The organism is Bacillus sp. 5w2, assembly GCF_054353775.1.
Genome location: NZ_JBTIWT010000009.1, coordinates 1 through 17,627 on the forward strand (window position 1 = coordinate 1; position 17,627 = coordinate 17,627).

The window sequence follows — 17,627 nt, forward strand, 5'->3', positions numbered from 1 at the left end:
TTATGACACAATTTTAGGACGATTCACAAAAGCATCGAAAAATGCAGACGTAGATTCTTGGAACTAAATATAAATTGAATAGAAAACAGGGGGGCTACTCTAAAGTAGTTCCTTTTTTTAAACAACAAATATATGCGGATTCAGAAAAGGAGAGAAGAAAGTGTCTTTGTATATTATAGGATTACTACTAAGTTATATGTCACTAAATGTATTTACTGATTTGAAATATAGAAAAACAAAGAATATGTGGCATCTACTATTCTTAATTTTTGGAATAGGAATCACGTATTTTACTGGAATAAGAACAGGGAAAGAGATTGTGATTGTACTAGCCACGGCATTAGCATGTGGTTTATTGTTGGAGACATTTAAATTTTCTTCACCTGGTGATACGAAAATGCTTGTGGTAGTGGCTTTATACATTAGCAATGTAGTAGAAGAATCGGCTGTGTTTACCGCAATTACACTAACAGCTTTCCATTTACTATTCTTTTGGATTGCCAGTGTGTATCGGTTAATTAATGTTTTAGGATTTATAGGAGCAATTAAAGACCAATTAGAGCATGCTGCTTCTATGTTTGGTGCAAAACTACCTAAGAAAGAAATACAGCTGATACAGAGCTTTCCAGGGGCTTGTTCTATTTTATTAGGAGCACTAGTTTATGTTGCGTTTACTATATATCAAAACGGAGGTATCTTGGCTTGAACAGTAGAATCATTCATCAAAGAGAAAAATATATTTACTTTACAATATTTGCGCTGGTAGGAGTTTTTATTCTAAACATGTTAATTAATATGTTGTTCGTATTAGCATATCCTTTATTGATTGGATTAATGGTTCAGGTTATCTTACTACAGAAGATAAAAAAAACATTTTATCGCAATGGAAAAGAATTAACAGAACAGTTAAAACTAAAAAATATATTTCTGGTAGAATCAAATATTTTAGAGGATGAAGAGGGAACCGTCTATGAGGTGCATCAAATGCCTTTTGCATTCTCAAATGGACTAATCAATAAGGAGAAGGGTTATAAAGTAGTAAAACAAGAGTATGAAAGAAAAGTAAAAGAAGATTTAACAAAAATTTCAAAGTGGCAAGTTACAACAAAAGCTAGACTTGTTACAACAACACATTTTCGATTATATACAATTTGGCAGAAAAATAGTACAGGCTATCAATTGAAAAAAATAGAGGATTGTATTGATCCGTATGCAAGGATGAACCTTATACAATGGACGATTGCTTCATTCTGTACGACTGGTCGAATCAAGTACGATAAGAAACCAAAAGAGTGGGCAAGCTATGAATGGATTACTTTAAGGTAAATAAAAAGACAGAAGAAAAAACTAAGTAGTTCAGTTATTGTAGGGAAACTTATTAATATACTGTTTGTATTGGCATATCCTTTATTGAATGGATTCATTACGTAGGTTGTTTGCTACAGAAGTTAAATAGTCATTTTATCGAAGCGGAAAAAATTAACGGAACAATTAAAGCTGAAAAATATATTTTTACTAGAATGAAATAGTTTATGAGGTGAAGAGGGAATAGTTTATGAGGTGCATTAGATGTCTTTTGCATTCTCTAACGAATTAATCAATAGAGAGAAGAGTTATAAAGTTGTAAAATAGGAGTATGGCAAAAAATGGTGCAGGCTATCAATTAAAAAAATAGAGGATTGTATTGACCTTTACACAAATTTGCATTTTATTTGATAGATGATAGCGTCTTTTTGTACCACTGGCAGGCTCAAATGTAACAATTTATGAGTATAAGAATATTTTCTACCATCTAATCTAATATAAAATTATTTTGATTTAAAGTTTCTTTTGATTTTCATATGAATAATTTCGAAGGCGTTTATTTTATACGAAAGAGAGTTAGAAGTGGCTATTTGAAGAATTTAATAATATTTTGTTTATTGGCTACATTCTGTCTAAATATTGTAGGATGTTCTAATAATTTGAGTTCACTAAGGGAAAAGTCTAAAACTTCAAAACCTATGGAGTTTAAACGAATTAACAAAGCATGGTACAAACATATGTAATAGTTTAAAAGAACTTGAAATGGTTACTGGCTAAAGGTCATAAGGAATAATTAATTTGGCTGATAGCAGATGATGCAGATTGAGAAAAAATATAACGGAATTACATTTGAATTTAAGTAATTATAAGATAAAAATGGTCTAGATTTAGACCGTTTTTTTTGTAGATGTTTTTCATTGAAAAGACACCCTAAGGTGCCTTCCTCCGACTTGAACCATCTTAATTTTAATAATATGTATTGGACCCCATCTAATATAATTGTATCAAGCTAATGCAAAGTGGCAATTGAGAAATACGATTAACAAGAGAATGATAGTAGTGAAGACACCTAAAAATAAGGAAGTAGATTCTTACAGGTTGACTACGAATTCATTGACTCATGGTAACAAAAGTAGCTGTAAACAATATCATTAATAGTATTACAATGATATACAATTCGGATTGAGATATCATAATACCATTCATTATGCCATTAATCCTCCCATTGCTCCTGCTACAATCCAATTTAATGTGGGGGTCATATCTTAAAATATAAATATAATAATACCACTAACAAAAATACCAATCAGGGGTCCTAAAACAGAGGCTGTACTTAAATAGTTGTTACATTATTTGTAAGATATATTTTTTGTTCATTTAAAAATCCAAAAAAGCTTATTAATGCATTACGGAGGTTAACAGGTAAAAACATCAATCATACAGATTTCTTGACTTAAAAAGGGCTACTAAACTATGTAGTCCTTTTTAACAATTTAGTTTCCAAAAATCTATATTTTTTGTAATTCAGTTGCAAACTACAAAATTTCTTTTAAAAGAAATGTACGTACATACACATTATATTTTATTCCATAAGGCTCTATCTTTTTTCACGATAGTTTAATATCGTGAAAAATAAAACATTAGGTACGATATCACTATGTTTTTTATATAGATTTGTAATTAAACTATATATTGAAATTCGTAATAATAAAATGTATTATTGAAAAGCACAATTTATAATTCAAGCAATCAAGACTATGTACCCATAATAATTTGAACATTCAGAAATTATAATATTGTCTAAAAATGAGGTGAGATTCATAGAAACAGTACATATTAAATGGTATGGATTGTATAGTATAAATGATTTTTGTAATAGAGAAGAAGCTTCTAAGAAGGGGATATTTACTATTTCTAGAGTAGATGCTAAGAATATAACATTGCTCTATATAGGAAAAACCAAAAGAAGCTTTATACAAAAGATAAGGGAACTTAATAAGGAGTGGCTTTGTGATGATAGCGAATTAAAGATTACATTAGGAATAATAGAATTTCCTAGTGGTGAAAGTTACTCTGAAAAGAAGGTAAAAGAGATAAAATCCCTTTTGATTTTACGACATACCCCATTAGAAAACGAAACGTCATTATTATACCATAGAGGGAAATTTAATTTAAAAATTATAAATAAGGGAAGAAGAGGCTTAATTGTTAAAAAGCTTTCTACAGAAGATCTAATATGGACGTAATTGGAATCACCTTTGAATAAAATTGAAGGTTTCTTAAGTGCCGAAGCTTATCAATTTTTAATGTATTAAACTATTTTGAATAACATATGTCAGATGCTTGAAAAAAACAAATTTTATTATGATATGAAATCCTGTATGGAAAGTGTAGTTCATTTCTATTATTTAATAAAAATATTAAGAATTATAGGGATAATACATAAAGAGTAGAGGAGAAAATAAACACGGAGGTTTAAAGAATGGGACAAGTAAGCAGGTTTCAAGAAAAACAACAGAATCGTCGTCAAAAGGCGATTTTTAATATTGCATTTACTTTGGTATTAGTGACAGTTGGTATAGTGACATACCAGTTGTTTACCCCATCAGATGCATCAAAGAAAGCAATTGCTCAAGAAAAGAAAGCAACAAAGATAGAAGAGAAGAAAAATGAAGATAAAGAAACATCAAAGATAGAAGAAAAGAAAAATGAAGATAAAGAAACATCAAAGATAGAAGTGGAGAAAAATGAAGATACAGAAGCAACAAAGATAGAAGAGAAGAAAAGTGAAGATAAAGAAGCAACAATGATAGAAGAAAAGAAAAATGAAGATAAAGAAGCAGCACAGTTAGAAGGGAAACTAAAAGCAGAAAAATCGGTAAAAACGAACGAAAATGAAAATAAAGAGGCAGAAAAAACGGCATCTCATGAAAAGGGTTCTCAAACTAATTCTTCTTGGAAGCCAATTGGTACAGAGCAAGGAGCAAAACCTGAAATGAAATTTAAAGAAGGAACAGTAGATTGGAGTGAGATGAAAAAAGCAATTTCTTATGCTGTTGATGTTCCAGAGAGCCAATTGATTTTCGATTTTATTGGGAATAATGGTAATAATAAAGCCTACGGTAATGTACGAGATAAGCAAAGTAATAAAAAATATAAGGTTAATATTGATTGGGTAGAGAATCAGGGGTGGAAACCAGAATCTGTTCAGGTGGTAAAATAAATAATAGAAATGTAATTATGTGTTTAAAAGTTTACTTTTGTAAAAACTCAAAAAAGAGTCCGTATCAATCAGGGCTCTTTTTGTTATATATTTATAAAATTTCTGTTGTTTTTTTCGCCGAGATACGTTTAAAACTAGGTTATAGCAATACAAATTTTACTAAACTTTATTTTTCGTTGATATTTGTAACATAAACGCACGTTGTTGTTACGTTTTATATTTGAAAATATGAAATATCCTAACGGTTTAACTAGCTGTAACAAAATACTGTCTCAAAAATAATTTGTAACATTATTAGAAAACGACGGCGAGATGAATACAAACGAAAGAAAATCCTGTGGATCATAAAGGATTTGAGAGCTAGAGAGATACATAACAGCGCAGATAAGAATTATATCCCCCTGGCGGCCAAATGATAAAAACCCTGCAGGGGATACAGGGCAAGACTAAGGGTATTGAAGAATTGTCGATTCTAAAAGTAAAGTAATTTTTGGAATATTATAAGTTTAACACATGATTCATCTAAACATTATATAAGGATGTTACAGAATTATGAAAAAGGTTGATAATCCAAAGAATCCATAAGGGATTATGTTATTAATAGCGTCTTTATAGTATTAATAGGACAAGCTCTTGCATGTCGTAAATTCAGGAATCGAATAGAATAACCTCCCTAATAGACAGGTTCCTGGAGTAGGAAGATTGAACTATAACAATCTTTACGTAACTTTTACAACTGATTGAAGTATTTGATTAAAACAAAATTTGAATTTTGTAGAACTGTAGACTAAGGAAATATGCTTAAGGTATTAGCGAAACCCAACCCTAATCAATTCTTCATCGTTTATTTCAATTACGAATCTATATTCTTTATCTAATAGCCAGTAATAAAAACTGACTGCCTCTACGTCAACTAGTGATTGGAATACTTTATCAAGATTTGTACTTACTACAGGGATTTTAAAATTATCCCATATTATAAAAATCTGTTCATCAAAATCAAGTTGGTTTGGTCTAATAAGAGAAATTAGTTGTTTTTTGTTCAAAGCTATGAATTGATTGTCTATCTGTTCCCAATCAATTCTTCCAGAGACCGTTATAGGAAATAAATCTATTAAAGTAGTAGCAATCTGTTGGCTTTTTTTCTGAGAGAAAATGAGCGTTTCGTTTCCTAGGGATTCAAGGCATTCATTAAACAGAGGGTTTGTATCATTTCTGTTTTTGGTTTTCAGTTCTCTTAACTTTTGTCGCATTTTCCATTGTCTTGACGATCTATCATTCATTTTTAACATTCCTTATACAATTATTTATGAATGAGTATAGCATATAAGGGAAGCTCTTATGAAAATGAATTTTTATAATATACATTAAACAAAAGCTTTATTTGAAAAAAGGACCTCTTACGGAAAGATAAGAGGCCATCAAAAAATGTTGTATTTGAAACACGTGATGTTTCACAAAAATATTATAACATAATTTGAATATTAAGTATAACTAATATATAGTTTTTGAAAAGAATAAAAATGTATAAAACTATTATTGAAATGGAGAAGAACTAGGATAAGGGGGCTAGGGCTTCTAGGATTGGTATATATCTCTCACACGACATAAAAAAAGAATAAAACGTATTGAAGATAACACATGAATGTCTCATAAATAAAAACATTATTTTAATTGTTGCAGCCCCTTAGAGGGCGCTCTAAGGGGCTAAGATTCGAGAATTTTTAAACTCTTGTTAATTACATGCTAACTCCCTAAGGAGTATATAAGGAATTTTAGCACTTAACTAATAATTTTACAACGTTATATTCGAATAAGTACATTAATAAACTATTTATATAAAAAAGGGCTCTTACTACTACGTAAGAGCCCCATGAACAAAGAAAAGGTCGTATATGGCACTATATAAGAATCACAATAATATTCTAACATCTTTATATATATTTATCTATACATGATTAGCGTAGTAGGACTAACAAAATGTCATTTGATTTGAAAGGGGAATGGGAAAATGATTGAACAGGTTGAAATCGAAGGGCAGTTATCAATATTTGATATAGATGAAATAAAAATCAAGCTGTATGAAGTCTTAAAAGCAAACGCTTGCTATTGCGAGATTAGGAGTTATTACCTACACAACGATTACATGGGTGAAGTTAAGTAGTTCTGTATTAGAATTACAGATGACATAATTATTGATATGTGTTTGAGTCAGTTCCCTGAAGTATTTGCTGTGTACGAGGAATTCACTGAAACGCAGATCAAGAAGATATACAGAGGGAGATTGCAATAATGCTATTTTATAAAAAAAGAGAAGCCCTTAATCAGGTCGCTCCTCTTAATGCCAATATACAATAACTATTCCATTATAATGTATGGGCGTAAAATATTTAATAATTATCTTTATGGTAAAAATTTCATTTTGCCTTAGTACCTTTAAATCACGAAAAAAGGTTCTGCTGTTTCCTACAGAACCTTTCCTAAAATGGCAAAGAGTAACTCTTACCTTACTCTCTATTTATATACTATAAGATTGTTAACGAGAATCCAAGACTCTTTATATTGAGAAATAAAGAAGAATCATTATAAAAAATTTATCTTTTTTCATAAGTAAAAGAGCAGCTAGCAAAAACTAACTGCTCAATACAAGGAGATACAGAGAAAACTAAATGGACTTTGGCATACAAGCCTATCAACATTATGGACATGATATTGATTATTATTCGAAGGAATTCACGTTTTACAAATCAGATTATGATAGTCGAAATTCTCCATATTGACCAGAAAAGGACCAAGAATTCTAGTGAAATTCCAAGTGTTCTTTTCCTAGTTTTTTGAAATTCTTTTACTAAATAGCCAACAGCACTAATTGCTAGAAGAATGAAAAGAATAAGTTCTAGTGTAACTGGCATTTGATCTACTCCTAATCCGTTAATTAATTTAGTATATAACGATTATAAGATATTTTTGTGGTTAATGGTGAAAAATTCAAAAAAACTATCTATATATGTAAAAAGGCCCCGTTGTCTACAACAGGACCTTTCCTAAAATGGCAAAGAGTAACTCTTGCCTTACTCTTTGTTCATACACTACAAGATTGTTAACAAAAATCCAAATAGCTTTATATTGAGAAATAAAGAAGAACCATTATAAAGGATTTTATCTTTTTTCATAAATAAAAGAGCAGCTAAAAAACTAACTGCTCGGCTGGTTCTCCAAGGGGGAAAGGAGAAAGGTTAGGGACTTTATTAAATGAGTTATGGTCATCACCTATCTATATTATTGACAAAATATTTAAATTTATTCCAGTGAACCTTAAAAGAGCACCTTTAAAAAGTGCTCTTTAAGGGAAAAGTGAGATGTTAAAAAATAAATTAGGGTATTTTGCTTCGAGATAATATATGACCATTTCATAATAATGTGACGATGAATCAAAAAAGAACAGCTAGCAAATGCTAACTGCTCAGTTCTCCAAGGGGGAACAAGGAGAAAATCTAATGTCATATATAGTATTGACGGAATGTTAAGCTTTATTCAAGGGGGTGTACTAATTATGTAGGTTACACGAGAAGTCCTATTAACATCCAGGCTGCCTCGATCAGAATTAAAGTTTCGAATGTAATCCAAAACTTTTTTTTCTGGTTTTTGAAATTCTTTGATTACAGAAAATATGGCACTTATTCCTACAAGAGTGAAAAGAGCAATTCGGATTGTTTCAATCATTTGCATCACCGCCTAATATTTGAATAATTTAATTATATATTAATTACCGTTTTATAGAAACTTAATGAAATAATCCTTTTAAGTGAATACAATTCTATTATTCTTTGTCATTTGTTTCTGGAAATGGAATGGGGTGGTCGTTCATGATTGAATGGTTACGCGTTTCTGGATAATAAACAAATATTAAAATAGGCTTCATTTCATCAATTTGGACGATGTGATTTACACTTTTAATGAATTACTCACATTTTTCGTTGGGCAAGGGGTGTCGCTCTTTGTTTGAGCTAATATAGACAAAGCTCCCTCAGTTCTCCATGTGTATTGCTTCAAATAAGGCATCGGAAGAAAGATATACCTCTTGGATATAAATTAAACATTATGCAAACGTGATTGGTCAGCACAAGATCGGCCAGCTGAAGTATTGACCGACTCTACAGAATATAAACGAGAAGATTCTTAGTCTTTTCCTAAGTACCGAACGTAAAGCGCGTAGCTAATATGAGCTGAAAAATTACATGATGCGGTGGTTTGGAGAAGGTTGCGAGTGACCTTGGAAGAAGAAGTTTTTCCGATTGTTTTTATTTTTCTCTCTCTATTAGATAGGAAAACAATGAGTAAGTTAATAAAACATATTTTTTGAATTATTTAATACAAATATATATAATTATATCGATGTTAATATATTAACTAGTTAAAAATGGGGAAAGAAAAATGAAAATTAAATTTAATGTGGTTAAAGATGAAAATTTTGATTTTATTTTATTAGAAGCAAAATTACTGAAAACTTTTAAAGAAGTCGATAATGTAGCAATAGTTGAAAAGGTTGAAGACAAAATTTTTGAAAAAGATGATGTGAAAACCCATTTAGAGGAGATTACTATTAATGTTACAGGAAAGAATATCGGATATAGATCAGTTTCAGCTAGTATATTTATTGTTCTAGAAAGCCTATCATTGAAGTTATTCAATATTAATATTAGTATACATTAAGCATCCAATACGGATGCCTTTTTCTTTGTTATGTAGAAATCACACATTAAATATTAGGGGGGCATAGAAATGATATAACCAAACAATCATCTCTTCTAGTGTATTGTAGCGTTTTAGTGTTACCCCTGCATTCATGAAAGGGTACCTGTATAAAGTGCCTTTTTGATGAACCATTTTAATATAGAAATCATATAGTATAGTGTAGGACAAGCTAACCGCTTATATCCTATTCAATGCTCATTGGGGAATTTCCCTTAACATATTCTAGCATCTACTGACGTGGATGCTCTTTTTTGTTGAATAAGATGGGCACATTTTTTGAATTGCTATTACGCCGTAAAGAATAACGCTAGAGCGATGAGTCCATATAAAAACAAAAAGAATCCTAAGATGAGTAGTATTGCACGAAAGTTGAGCATTTTAGACCTCCTAATGGTATATAAGGAATTTTAATATATTGTTGGTCTATTTAGAAGGATAACCACAAATTGGTAAAGGTTAAACTTGAATTTGAACAAAATGAATATTTGGACTAGAGGATATCTGTATAAATAGGTAGAATCTAGTTATTTGGTTCACATTTTAATCCAAGAGGTACAAATTCTATGCGACGTGAAAAGGATTTGTTGAAACAATGGAAGGCGGATTTGCAAGCTATTCAAGAAGAGAAAAGGCTGAAGAAGAAGGTTAGAAAAAGAATAAGAAATATAGCATTCCTGGTAAAACAGCTGACTTTATGGATGGCAAGAATACTTATTATAAAGAGAATGGGGTATGGAAGCAAAAATAAATAGTGTGAGGATAAATAAGTTTGATTAAGTTTATTGCAATTATTGTAGGCGCTGCCGTGATCTGGGTGGCGTCTTGTTTATTGTTAAGAAAAGAAAGATAAGGGGAAAATAAAAAAAGAGAGCTAATGCCCTCTTCTTTAGCGGTACGTTAATTAATCGCAGATTGGTATTCCGAGCACTCTTAAAGCTAATGCTACTTGGAGGGAAATCTCTAATCTAGCAATTTCGATACCAGCGACTGAAAGAACTAAAAAAGGTTGTCCATTTACAAACACAACGCAACTATCCATGGTTACGCCTCCTTTCTAGCAATATAATATAGTATATGAATGAAATGGTAATATGTAATAGTTGAATTAATGAATTTAATAGAATTAATAGAATAGCCCATTTAACCAAATGAACACACCGAAAGAGAAAAGTTCTTTTTGCCAGTCTAAAAGTTAGCCTGAAATAGCATATATATAAATGATAACTTTTAGATAGTATTAAGGGGACAATTAATGGGATTGGTGGGATATGCATGAGCTATTATAAGAGAGCAAGATCTAGGATTGCAATTTGAAACGGTAGAAACATATGGTTGTACAAAAATATTCACTGAAAGGTAGAAAGGAGTGGATTAAGGAAACATAAAGTTGTTGAAATTTTTGTATGAATTTATTAACATGGAACTATATTTATTGTTTATTTGATTCTGTTTATTCCCACACCTTATGCGTTGTGGTTGAGTTGTAGAAGCAATTTACGTCTTGCTTCAATTCTGAAAGGGCTTCTTTGAGCCGATTAGTGTATATAAAGCTTATTTAATTAGCTGTGCACATTTTTAATCGACTTAAAGAATCCCTTTTTGTGTTGTTTTAAAGTCTGTTTGACTGGTAAAACCCATTATTACATGTGGCAAAAATTATTATTTAGGCAGATATAAAATGAATACTAGTTTTGAGGTATCTATACTTTGATACAACAATCAAATTAGATAAAAAGAGAATCAAAAAATATTAGTCTACAAATCACGAGATATTTGCTAGAGCATTTGAAGTATATATAGCATCCGCTTTGCTAGAACAAGAACATAAAAACGATTATTTAGTTTGTGAAATATATTCTTTTGTATATCTGTTAGGAGAACAAAGAAAGCATCTAAATAGAAGTATAAGGAGTTTAATGGAGGTAGTTGTTCTATACATAATAAAAAATATATAAGGGGTGGGGATTATGCATTATAACATTCAAAAAGGACAGTTCCGTTTAACAAGTGCTTATCCAAGAGGTAGCTGGTGGGAGTTTTATCGTGTTCCGTGTCCAATTTGTCATGATACAGGCAATTGCATGCTGCATGTTTCGCAAGAGAAAGTAGCGTGTACGCGTGTAGAAAGTAAATGGATCTATGGAAAAAACACGGGCAATCCAAGCTACATTCACTACATAAATGGAAAAGATAAGTATCAATTGCCTGAGGTGGATGAAGTTCAGATCCATGCTAAGAAAAGCAATGAGGAATTAAATGTGTTTAATCGTAAGTTAATAGATTTCATACCATTGCAAGTGCATCATCATGCACATTTAATAATAGATAGAAAAATGAGCGAGGAACAAATACAAGTACGTCAATATCGTTCTTTCTTAAAGCAACAAATTGTGTTAGAAGAGGATAATACGTATACGACCGTTTGGGAGAAACTATTTGAACAGATTGGGAGAAAAAGTTGCTGGCAGGGCATTCCGGGATTTTATGAGATGAAGAAAAGTCAGCTTTCTCTTCGTTTAATGTCAGGCTTCCCTGGTATATTGATTCCTTTTCGAAACCAGTATAATCAAATTGTTGGATGGCAGGTTCGTGTGGATGAAGTGAAAAACTCAGTTCATGTGAAATCGGCACCTACTGGAGTTCAAGCAGAATTAATTGAACAACCTAATGTTGTAAAGATAACTAAGAATGGTGATTGTATATTTGAAGGTGAACTAGAAGTGAGCAAAAAGGTAGAAATTCCATCTCAAGAGGAACGAATTGTTGTAAAGATTCATAAAGGGCAAAAATATTTATGGATCTCATCAGCAAACAAAAATCAAGGAACTGGTGCAGGAGGTAGTGAAAATCCACTGCCTGTGCATGTAGCGGTACCGAGTTCTCATTTGAAACATTGGAATTCTGGTACACTTCATCAAACTAAATCAGTGATGATAACAGAGGGGGCTATAAAAGCAGATCTGATTGCTGATTTGATTCCAGAGAGATTTAATAAAGTGGAACTTTCTGAAGTAGGAACAACGGTTCTTGCGATTCCTGGTGTAAATGCTTGGAGAATTACTATGCCTGTATTAAAGGATATGGGGGTAGAAAATGTCTATTTAGCGTTTGATGCTGATTTAGTAGAGAATAAGAAAGTAAGAAAAGCTCTTATAGACTTTGCGACAAAGTTAAAGCAAGAGGGTTATAACGTAATTATTGCAGCATGGAACCCAGCACAAGGAAAAGGTCTGGATGATACAATGCAAGCGGGATTTAAACCTGTGTTTAAGGGACTGTAATAGTCATAAATTAGGTTGATATTTTCGTGAACTACTCGCCACTTAGCAAAGCTTGAAGTGGGAGCTTCTCAGTTCCACGACGAAAGTAACCTTTCGTCTCCCTGAGCGTTACTTCGGGGTGTTCCACCCCTAGATGTCCAACGAATGGATGCTCTTTTGGTACGGTTGATATTTTACGCAGGAACCGAATGGCTTGGTTTTCGCACTCTATTTTCTTCCTGCAACCTTCTATATCAAGTTATCAAAGAACTTCATATAGCTAGTTTATCAAAAGTTTTTGGCTATGCCAAACCGAAATTCATCTCCCATCTATCGTTGGGCTACGCCCTTCACACGCTTGAGGAAGGAGAATTCTTTCGGGGAATACGTTAAATAAGTAGGTTAAAAAAGATAGAGTTTGTAATTCTATCTTTTTTTATATTCAGTTACTACAAAGGTTTTAAATTAACAAAAAGAAAGGTAGAAGAGAATATGAATACATCTATGAAAAAAAATCTAGTAAATTTACGAGTTGATTTTGCTTTCAAGCGGTTGTTTGGAGTAGAGGGAAATGAAGATATACTCATTGGTTTTCTTAATGCGGTATTACAATCCTATTTAGATGAGGAAATCATTTCGTTACATTTAGATGATCCACATCTCCCAAGGGAGCAAAAGGATGATAAATTGTCTATTTTAGATTTGCGAGCTACTCTTAATAATGGTATAAAATTAAATATAGAGATACAGGTTCGCGACAAAAAAGACATAATCGAGCGATCTTTGTTCTACTGGGCTGGCATGTATTATTCTCAAATGATTCAGGGAATGAAGTACATAGAATTAAGACCAACCATTTGTATTAATATAGTGGATTTTATTCTGTTTCCAGAAGAAGAAGACTTTCATAATGTCGGTGTAGTCATGAACAAAAAATCAGAGCACATAATTTCAGAGAATATGCAATTGCACTTTCTTGAGATTCCAAAAGTAATTCGAGAATGGCAAGAAAATCGAATGGATCCATGGGATGATATATTAGCACGTTGGCTATTACTATTTCCTGCATATGAAGATGAGAAATTAACAACAATCCTGGAGGGAATCGCGATGGAAAAAGATCCAGTTTTGAAAAAGGCAATAGAGGATTGGGAGCGTTTAAGTAGTGATAAGGACTTTTTACGCTTATATGAGGCGAGAGAGAAGGCAATCAAAGATAGAATATCAGAAATAGAGACGGCAGAAGAGAAAGCAGCGAAAAAAGCAGCAAAAAAAGCTGCAAAAGAAGCTAGAACAGCCACTAAGATAGAGATGATTCGCAATTTAATTAAAGTTGGTGTACCTATAGAGAAGATATCAGAAGCTACTGAATTAAGTATGGAAGAGGTTAATGAAATTTTAAAACATAAAGAGTAAATATAAACGATTTTAAACAGGTAATTGTGATTACAAACAATTACCTGTTTTTTTATTCTTTTTGATTGTTGCACATTTTGTGATTTAAATTATATTTTTTCTTGTTTTAGAATTCCCTCTAACCTATAACAGAATTTATATATCGGGAAATAATGATAGGAATTAAGGTGGATTTAAACAAAATCCTTATTTAAATGAAGAAGCCCTAGGATTAGGGGGCTAGGGCTTCAAGTCATGGTATATCTCACACGACATTATAAAAAGAAAAGAACGTACTCAAGATAACAAATGAATGTTTCATAAATGTATCAAAAAAGTGAACAAAAAGTGATTTTATAAATCAAAGTACTCAGCATACTTAACTAACGGCTTGTTGAAAAAAAGAAGCCCCGCAGAAAATGTTACAGGGCTTCATAAGACTGAGTTATGTCGTACTCACAGGTGATTTTAACATGGTTTTAGCGGGAAATAAATTGGTAAATGTGCCCAAGTAGTTTGAAGCTATTATTTAAAACAAAAATGCTTTCTGGTAAGCATATGTAAAAAAGAGCACTAAATAAAGTGCTCTCGTGACGAGATTCATTTTGTAACGACTATTTTATATAGAAAGGAACTCAGAATATTATATGAGTACCCATTTAATTGAGTGCCTTTTACAAATAAAAGAGCAGTTAGCAAAAGCTAACCGCTCTAATCATGGAATATGGTTAAGAAATGGGTTGTCTACATTATTGACGGAATATTTAATTTTATTTAGAGAGACTTATATATTACAAATTAGATTATGATATTTACAATTACCCATATCGCCCAGAAAAGAACTAAAAATTCTATTGAAATCCAAAGCGCTTTTTTCTCAGGTTTTTTAAACTCTTTTATTAAAGAGAAAACAGCACTAATTTCTATAAAGATGAAAAGAGCAAGTCTTATTGTATCAGGCATTTTAACCACTCCTAATTTGAATTAAATTCATTATATAACGATTTTTAAATTTTTAGATAATTATTGGTGAAAATTAAGCAAAATTTAAACAAAATGAACCTTTGGGGGGAAAGTAAGGAATAACAATGGGACTAGGAAACCGTGGAAATGAAGTAGAGCAACAGCAAGGTGGGACTAATCTGTTTTCTGAGATAAGGAATACAGGACATGTTAGTAATATCAGAGTCAAACAGATTGATAAGGTCATACAATACGCTTGAGATAATGACGAGGCAGTGGTTAATAAGATTTTCTCCTATTGTAGTAAAATGGAGGTTATTATGTACAAGAAAAAAGAAGCATACTATGTATATGTGTATATATTTAGAGACAAAATTACAAAATCAATAAAAATAGAACCATGGCGTTCATTGAGAGAAGAAATGAATGTTCTAGGTCTTAAGAACAGTGATATTTTTCAAATTCAAATGATAGGGTACGATCCAAACAAAGAAGACAAAGAAAGTGAACTACCCACCACTTAACGTCCTAACAGACTGTTTGAAGTGGGGACTTCTCGGTTAGTCGTTACTTTTTGGTAGCTAACGAATTCGTCCTAAGACAGCCGAGCTAACTCCCTTGTTCCAAGGGTTATTTTATTGCTATCTATGCTAACGCCAATAGGCGTATTGCTTCATTTTTGATATTGATAGCTGCGTTATAATCTCTATCGAGATTTACACCGCATATACAAGAATAGACTCGCTCAGACAATGACATATTTTTCACATTTCCACAACTGCTACATGTTTTTGTGGAAGGAAACCATTTGTCTATTTTCACAAGCTGTTTGCCTTGTTCATGTAGTTTATAAGCTAAGAAAGAAGTGAACATACCCCAAGCATTATTAGCGACGCTTTTTCCAAAATGAAGTGCTTGCGATATTCCTTTCATATTTAGATCTTCAATAGCTACAACATCAAAATGAGTAGCTAACTCTTTAGAATTATGGTGAAGGAAGTTCTTACGTTGTTTATTCCAACTCCCTGAACCTTTTGTACGTCTTGATAATACTCGTTGAGCCTTTGCTAATCGATCTAACATTTCACGATAGAACTTAGGATAATTGGCTCTCTCATCCTCAGAACTGACGTATAATTGATCCATCGCAAAGTCTAATCCAACAACTGTTTCTACTTCTTTTTGTACAATCTCTTTTTCGTATTCAGTCAAAATGGACACATAGTATTTACCAGTAGGTGTCATAGAAATCGTACATGACTTGATTATATGGCCTTGTGGTATTTCTCTATGCTGTTTGATACGTACCATTTTCAATTTTGGCAATTTGATATGACCGTTAAGCAACATAATATTTCCGTTCACTACATTCGTTGTATAAGACTTTCTGTCTTTTTTGCTTTTGAATGTTGGGAAGTCATTTTGACCACGAAAGAAATTTTTATAGGCAGTTTGCAAGTTTAGTTGAGCATTTGCCAAAGCTAATGAATCAACTTCTTTTAACCACTCAAATTCTGCTTTGTCATATCATTTCACCTCACTTTTCACTTTGATTTTCAATATATGTTTTTACTACGTCTATTGGCGAACCACCAGTAGTTAGTAAGCAAAAACTTCTTGACCAAAACATCTCTTTCCAAAGTTTCTTTTTTACTTGTGGAAAGTCTCTTTTAATAAGTCGAGAACTTGCACTTTTATAAGCATTGATGAATTTTGTCATTTCTGTATTAGGGTGTGCCTTGAACAAAATATGAACATGGTCTACATCATGATTCCATTCAACTAATGTGATGTTATAGTTTTCAGATAGTCGAACAAACATATCTTTTGCATAGTCTGACATATCATCATCAAACACATTTCTTCTGTATTTCACGACCAACACAAGGTGATAATACAACAAGAATACTGAATGGTTATTACTATCTAATTTCATTTATATACCAGCCTTTATAATTTATAAGACTGATTATATCAGAGGCAAAATAAAAAGGAAAACCTTTTGGCTACGCCAAACCGAAATTCATCTCCCACCTATCGTTGGGCTATGCCCTTCACACGCTTGAGGAAGGAGAATTCTTTTGGCAAATTCGTTAAATAAAAATGGAACATGAAAAGTCTATTTTTATTTTTTAAGTGTAAATTAGGGCTTGTATTTTTAAAATCGTATAGCTATAATATGAAAGTAATAAGATTTTACAATAAAATAAAAATTAATCAGTTCGCATATAAGAGAAGACCTCAATATGCGCCATGTCCTTAGGGGACGTGTGCGTGTATTGGGGTCTTTTTGCGTTTTGCGAGCAAAAACATCCGGAGGTGCAGGAATTATGTTGAATTGGTTGTCTGCAAAACTTATGACAACATCAGTTGGAGATTTCTTACTGGCAAAAGGTAGTTTTACGAAGGGCCTTGGTGGTAATGGCGGTAAAGGCGATGCTGCAACTGTCCAAAATAGTATGAATACCCTTGTAAAAACATTAATTGGTTTTGGTAGTATTTGGGTAGTTGCTTGTGTTGTATTCGCAGCTATTAAACTTTCCGGTGCGCAAGGGAAGAACCCTGAAAACCGTACACAAGCTATGATTGGTTTAGCTTGTGCGGCAATTGGAGGCTTTGTCATGATCAAAGCGTACGACATCGCAGCTTGGGTTGCAACAATCTAACATAAGAGTATGTACAAGCTCTCCTCCATTTGGGGAGAGCTTCTCTTATACAAGGGAGGA

At 32.1% G+C, this 17,627-nt stretch carries 14 protein-coding genes and 3 pseudogenes; 12 read left to right on the forward strand and 5 right to left on the reverse strand.

The annotated features are described in order from the left end of the window. The first annotated feature begins 160 nt into the window (after nt 1-160). The 4 genes from ACXY7N_RS16195 to ACXY7N_RS16210 all read left to right on the forward strand — a co-directional run bounded on the left by ACXY7N_RS16195 (nt 161) and on the right by ACXY7N_RS16210 (nt 4,528). Nucleotides 161-706: a hypothetical protein gene (locus tag ACXY7N_RS16195; protein WP_488592465.1), complete on the forward strand. Its 546-nt coding sequence runs from the start codon at nt 161-163 to the stop codon at nt 704-706. After that, a complete protein-coding gene (locus ACXY7N_RS16200) occupies nt 703-1,326 on the forward strand; it encodes a hypothetical protein (RefSeq protein WP_488592466.1) in 624 nt (207 codons plus the stop codon). The genes ACXY7N_RS16195 and ACXY7N_RS16200 overlap by 4 nt, the downstream gene beginning before the upstream one ends. A 1,790-nt stretch (nt 1,327-3,116) precedes the next feature. Continuing rightward, nucleotides 3,117-3,551: a hypothetical protein gene (locus tag ACXY7N_RS16205; RefSeq protein WP_033659945.1), complete on the forward strand. Its 435-nt coding sequence runs from the start codon at nt 3,117-3,119 to the stop codon at nt 3,549-3,551. Nucleotides 3,552-3,787: 236 nt separating this feature from the next. Then, nucleotides 3,788-4,528, forward strand: a complete 741-nt coding sequence (locus ACXY7N_RS16210; RefSeq protein ID WP_488592467.1) for a YrrS family protein — start codon at nt 3,788-3,790, stop codon at nt 4,526-4,528. Nucleotides 4,529-5,337: 809 nt separating this feature from the next. On the opposite strand, the gene ACXY7N_RS16215 is transcribed toward ACXY7N_RS16210, so the two are convergent. Further along, nucleotides 5,338-5,811: a CDI toxin immunity protein gene (locus ACXY7N_RS16215; protein WP_016135682.1), complete on the reverse strand. Its 474-nt coding sequence runs from the start codon at nt 5,809-5,811 to the stop codon at nt 5,338-5,340. Between the two features lie 728 nt (nt 5,812-6,539). Between ACXY7N_RS16215 and ACXY7N_RS16220 the strand changes: the two genes are divergently transcribed. The 3 genes and pseudogenes from ACXY7N_RS16220 (at nt 6,540) to ACXY7N_RS16230 (ending at nt 10,031) form a co-directional block, all read left to right on the forward strand. Further along, nucleotides 6,540-6,692: a hypothetical protein gene (locus ACXY7N_RS16220; RefSeq protein WP_488592468.1), complete on the forward strand. Its 153-nt coding sequence runs from the start codon at nt 6,540-6,542 to the stop codon at nt 6,690-6,692. A gap of 2,270 nt (nt 6,693-8,962) precedes the next feature. Then, the gene (locus tag ACXY7N_RS16225; protein WP_098986723.1) at nt 8,963-9,241 is read left to right on the forward strand and encodes a hypothetical protein; all 279 of its coding nucleotides are present in this window, start codon (nt 8,963-8,965) and stop codon (nt 9,239-9,241) included. A gap of 605 nt (nt 9,242-9,846) precedes the next feature. Next, nucleotides 9,847-10,031 (forward strand): annotated as a pseudogene (locus ACXY7N_RS16230) (hypothetical protein). Between the two features lie 153 nt (nt 10,032-10,184). Here ACXY7N_RS16230 and ACXY7N_RS16235 read toward each other — a convergent pair. After that, complete coding sequence (locus ACXY7N_RS16235; RefSeq protein WP_000376554.1) at nt 10,185-10,322, reverse strand: DUF3956 domain-containing protein; 138 nt, start codon at nt 10,320-10,322, stop codon at nt 10,185-10,187. Nucleotides 10,323-10,983: 661 nt separating this feature from the next. On the opposite strand from ACXY7N_RS16235, the pseudogene ACXY7N_RS16240 reads away from it, so the two are divergent. From ACXY7N_RS16240 to ACXY7N_RS16250, 3 genes and pseudogenes are all read left to right on the forward strand, one after another. After that, nucleotides 10,984-11,238, forward strand: a pseudogene (locus ACXY7N_RS16240) (LPD1 domain-containing protein); the annotation flags it as partial. Nucleotides 11,239-11,250: 12 nt separating this feature from the next. Further along, nucleotides 11,251-12,564: a DUF3854 domain-containing protein gene (locus tag ACXY7N_RS16245; RefSeq protein WP_098413066.1), complete on the forward strand. Its 1,314-nt coding sequence runs from the start codon at nt 11,251-11,253 to the stop codon at nt 12,562-12,564. 471 nt (nt 12,565-13,035) lie between these two features. Beyond that, a complete protein-coding gene (locus ACXY7N_RS16250; protein ID WP_488592469.1) occupies nt 13,036-13,959 on the forward strand; it encodes an Rpn family recombination-promoting nuclease/putative transposase in 924 nt (307 codons plus the stop codon). A 777-nt stretch (nt 13,960-14,736) separates the two neighbouring features. Here ACXY7N_RS16250 and ACXY7N_RS16255 read toward each other — a convergent pair. Then, nucleotides 14,737-14,901: a hypothetical protein gene (locus ACXY7N_RS16255; RefSeq protein WP_488592470.1), complete on the reverse strand. Its 165-nt coding sequence runs from the start codon at nt 14,899-14,901 to the stop codon at nt 14,737-14,739. Nucleotides 14,902-15,221: 320 nt separating this feature from the next. On the opposite strand from ACXY7N_RS16255, the gene ACXY7N_RS16260 reads away from it, so the two are divergent. Further along, the gene (locus tag ACXY7N_RS16260; RefSeq protein ID WP_488592471.1) at nt 15,222-15,425 is read left to right on the forward strand and encodes a hypothetical protein; all 204 of its coding nucleotides are present in this window, start codon (nt 15,222-15,224) and stop codon (nt 15,423-15,425) included. Between the two features lie 121 nt (nt 15,426-15,546). Here the strand turns inward: ACXY7N_RS16260 and ACXY7N_RS16265 are convergent. Further along, nucleotides 15,547-16,422, reverse strand: a pseudogene (locus ACXY7N_RS16265) (RNA-guided endonuclease TnpB family protein); the annotation flags it as partial. A gap of 16 nt (nt 16,423-16,438) precedes the next feature. Next, nucleotides 16,439-16,837 carry an IS200/IS605-like element ISBth16 family transposase gene (gene tnpA, locus ACXY7N_RS16270; protein WP_000762752.1) on the reverse strand — a complete coding sequence of 133 codons (399 nt, stop codon included), beginning with the start codon at nt 16,835-16,837 and terminating at the stop codon, nt 16,439-16,441. 310 nt (nt 16,838-17,147) lie between these two features. On the opposite strand from tnpA, the gene ACXY7N_RS16275 reads away from it, so the two are divergent. Beyond that, nucleotides 17,148-17,567, forward strand: coding sequence for a hypothetical protein (locus tag ACXY7N_RS16275; RefSeq protein WP_016089780.1), 420 nt, complete (start codon nt 17,148-17,150; stop codon nt 17,565-17,567). Nucleotides 17,568-17,627: the final 60 nt, after the last annotated feature.

What these genes read in the sequence shown, in the direction of transcription:
- ACXY7N_RS16210 (WP_488592467.1), top strand. Translation starts at nt 3,788, where the DNA reads ATGGGACAAGTAAGCAGGTTTCAAGAAAAACAACAGAATCGTCGTCAA.
- ACXY7N_RS16255 (WP_488592470.1), bottom strand. Translation starts at nt 14,901, where the DNA reads ATGCCTGATACAATAAGACTTGCTCTTTTCATCTTTATAGAAATTAGT.
- ACXY7N_RS16235 (WP_000376554.1), bottom strand. Translation starts at nt 10,322, where the DNA reads ATGGATAGTTGCGTTGTGTTTGTAAATGGACAACCTTTTTTAGTTCTT.
- ACXY7N_RS16250 (WP_488592469.1), top strand. Translation starts at nt 13,036, where the DNA reads ATGAATACATCTATGAAAAAAAATCTAGTAAATTTACGAGTTGATTTT.
- ACXY7N_RS16215 (WP_016135682.1), bottom strand. Translation starts at nt 5,811, where the DNA reads ATGAATGATAGATCGTCAAGACAATGGAAAATGCGACAAAAGTTAAGA.
- ACXY7N_RS16225 (WP_098986723.1), top strand. Translation starts at nt 8,963, where the DNA reads ATGAAAATTAAATTTAATGTGGTTAAAGATGAAAATTTTGATTTTATT.
- ACXY7N_RS16245 (WP_098413066.1), top strand. Translation starts at nt 11,251, where the DNA reads ATGCATTATAACATTCAAAAAGGACAGTTCCGTTTAACAAGTGCTTAT.
- ACXY7N_RS16260 (WP_488592471.1), top strand. Translation starts at nt 15,222, where the DNA reads ATGTACAAGAAAAAAGAAGCATACTATGTATATGTGTATATATTTAGA.
- ACXY7N_RS16275 (WP_016089780.1), top strand. Translation starts at nt 17,148, where the DNA reads ATGCGCCATGTCCTTAGGGGACGTGTGCGTGTATTGGGGTCTTTTTGC.
- ACXY7N_RS16220 (WP_488592468.1), top strand. Translation starts at nt 6,540, where the DNA reads ATGATTGAACAGGTTGAAATCGAAGGGCAGTTATCAATATTTGATATA.
- tnpA (WP_000762752.1), bottom strand. Translation starts at nt 16,837, where the DNA reads ATGAAATTAGATAGTAATAACCATTCAGTATTCTTGTTGTATTATCAC.